This window comes from Pseudoalteromonas sp. TP27 (assembly GCF_056470645.1).
Window position 1 is genome coordinate 1 of sequence record NZ_JARDAK010000061.1, and the last position, 2,962, is coordinate 2,962.

Genomic DNA, 2,962 nt, shown 5'->3' on the forward strand with positions numbered 1-2,962 from the left:
GGCAACTTGGTAAGAAAGTCCGAGAAAAACTATGCATACTGGTATTTTCATCTTATTTTTCATAAATTACACTCTTACAATTTAAACTAAACAGTTTAGTTTAAATTTATGACTATGAATAATTAAGATAGTTCACTAAAATATCGCTCTCCATTACATTTACAATACTAATGACATTAGGGTCTACCCAATTGACATATGACAATGAAGTTATGACTCATTTTAGCGATATTTGAATTAAAACATGATCACAAGCAACAAAAAAGCCGCTAAATTTTAGCGGCCTTTGCAGTTCTTACTTCGAGTATTATGTTCGACTACACTGAGATTTAGTCGATTCTTACTTAGCAACAGCTGCTTTTGACAGCTGACTTAAAATACCTGAAACCTTATTAATAACTTCATCACAACCTTTTATTTCATGACGTTTCATTAAGTAACTAGGGTTGTTGTAAGATAACCAAACTTTATTATCCGCATCCTCACTAACCAATACCTTTTGAGGTAAATCAATAGCAACATCCTGAGTGCATTGCATCAAAAGAGTGCTCACTTTAGGATTACCAAAAATAATAACTTCTGTTGGCCGTAATTCTAGCCCCACTCCACGAGCATTTTTTTGATGGTCTATTCTTGCAAATAATGTTAATCCCTTGTTCTTAGCTATACTTTCAAAACGGTCAACCGTTTCTTTTACTGAGTAATGACTTTCATATTTAACCAAATCTTCAGAAGCTGCTACTGAAAATGATGCAGAAAGTAGAACTATTCCGATTGATACTAATTTTTTCATTTTTCATCCCTAAGATTAAACTCATTTATTATACGATCCTGAACCGCATATATCGCTTATTCTACAAGAGATCAAAACCATTACACGCTCATAGTAAGATCGCATTCTATTTTCACTACATGACAATGAAGTTATGGCTCATTTTAGCTATATTTGAATTAAAACGTGAGCACGACAATTCATAATTTAAATGTAATATGCTCACCTAAGCCATTAAACATTAAACATTAAACATTAAACATTAAACATTAAACATTAAACATTAAACATTAAACTAGCGTAAAGTTTCACATCATAAAAAACATCATTGTCGTGCAATACATCACGAATAACTGAATCCACAATGTCTTCTGCATCTTCTTATATGCAAACTATCTAGAAACAGCTCTCCCACAAGAGTCGTCTCTATTTTGTCTAACATTCTCCACCCTTTTATATTTCTAATTAAATATCGAGCCTTATCTGCTGATTCTTTTGATTCTTCGTTCTCATTTAATGGGTATACAGAGTACGTAAGTTGAAAACTATGCTTTGACATATGTAAACCTTATACAGCAACACTGAAATGTAAAACATATGTAATAAATACCTATTTATTAGAATGAGGTAATATTTTTAATTCACATTTTGGAATGAATATAACAATTTAAAGGTAAATCACGAGTAACAAAAAATAATACACACAAAAATGTAAACGTAAAGTTAAATTTGTTAAAAGTGTCATCATTGATAAATTAAAAAAACGATGAAACCCATCGATTTAATTCATTATGTAAATAAATAAATTGAACATAATATGCACAAGAAGAAACCCTTCTTTTAATAAGGTAATTTAAAAATGAAAAAAATAACCACGCAATTAACTCTTGTTTTGTCATTATTATCTGTGAATGTGCTTGCGGCTGAAAACTACACCTTAGAACCATCCCTATCAGCAATAAACTTTGCAACAATAAAGAATCAGTATGTAGTTGAACCTGCAATGATAGATACTCTTTCCGGAAAAGTTAATGATAACGGAAGCTTTAATTTATCTGTTGACTTAAAAGGTCTTAGTACCGGCATCTCAATTAGAGATTCCCGTGTAAACGAACTATTTTTTAACTCACTAAAATTCCCAGAAATTAAAATCGATGGCCAATTTAACTTAGACAAAATAAAGAATGGCCCAATAAAAACAACCGTTCCAACAAATGTCACATTCTATGGAACAACGAAATTAATTAACTTCCCTGTAATTATTGTTCCAACAGAAAATTACCTAACTATAAACTCATACACACCAATAATCATTGATAGTGCTGACTTTGGTATACCAGAAAACAATTTAACAGCACTAGCAGAAACTGTTGGCGGTATAAAAATATCAAACAGAGTACCGTTAAATATAAATTTAACATTTAAGAAGCAGTAATCACAATTTATAAAGGATCTATTAAAATGAAAAAATTAACCTTATTGGCTTTAATCGTTTTTTCACCTTTAAGTTTTTCACAAGCTGCTATCGCTTCTAATTTAGACTTAGGTCCACTAAGTACGTTAATAGGCACATGGAAAAGTACTGAATCTGGTGGTGTTGATGTCGCTCCAGGTAAAGAAGGGAGCAAAGTAGGAAAAGGAGGCCCTGCGGTTGAGCCATATTATGAAACATTTACATTTGAACCAACCGCCGATGCAACAAATGCTAGTGAGCAATATTTAACCGCCCTCTATTACAAACAAGAAGTTTTTAGGAAAAGTGATAACGGTAAATTTCATGACCAAAGAGGATATTTAATTTACGATAAAAAAAACCAAATGGTATATAACTCTTATTGTATACCTAGAGCGGTATGTATCGTTTCTGAAGGAAAATCAGGACAAGTCATAAATTTTGAAACTTCACCTAAAGGTATTGCTGAAAGTCAATTTATGGCAGAGAGCGGAACAACAACTAAATTTACAATGTCACTAGACATGTCTAAAAAAGACATTTTGAGATACTCTCAAACAACAAACTTACATATTTATGGTAAACCATTTGCTCATGCTGACTCTGGAATACTAGAAAGAATAAATTAATTATTATTTGAAGCCACTACTCATTTTGTGGCTTCTTTACATAATTCATAAACTCTATGACATTAGGGTACACCCTAATGTCACCTAACTAAATTACTGTATACAAAC

3 protein-coding genes are annotated in these 2,962 nt (G+C 31.6%); 2 read left to right on the top strand and 1 reads right to left on the bottom strand.

Going from position 1 to position 2,962, the window contains the following annotated elements:
• Positions 1-340 precede the first annotated feature (340 nt).
• Positions 341-793, bottom strand: a complete 453-nt coding sequence (locus PX700_RS21775; RefSeq protein ID WP_446701162.1) for a DUF302 domain-containing protein — start codon at positions 791-793, stop codon at positions 341-343.
• A gap of 838 nt (positions 794-1,631) precedes the next feature.
• Between PX700_RS21775 and PX700_RS21780 the strand changes: the two genes are divergently transcribed.
• Positions 1,632-2,207 (top strand): YceI family protein, encoded by a 576-nt coding sequence (locus PX700_RS21780; RefSeq protein WP_446701161.1) that lies wholly within the window; start codon positions 1,632-1,634, stop codon positions 2,205-2,207.
• Positions 2,208-2,233: 26 nt separating this feature from the next.
• The gene (locus tag PX700_RS21785; RefSeq protein ID WP_479521922.1) at positions 2,234-2,854 is read left to right on the top strand and encodes a heme-binding beta-barrel domain-containing protein; all 621 of its coding nucleotides are present in this window, start codon (positions 2,234-2,236) and stop codon (positions 2,852-2,854) included.
• Positions 2,855-2,962: the final 108 nt, after the last annotated feature.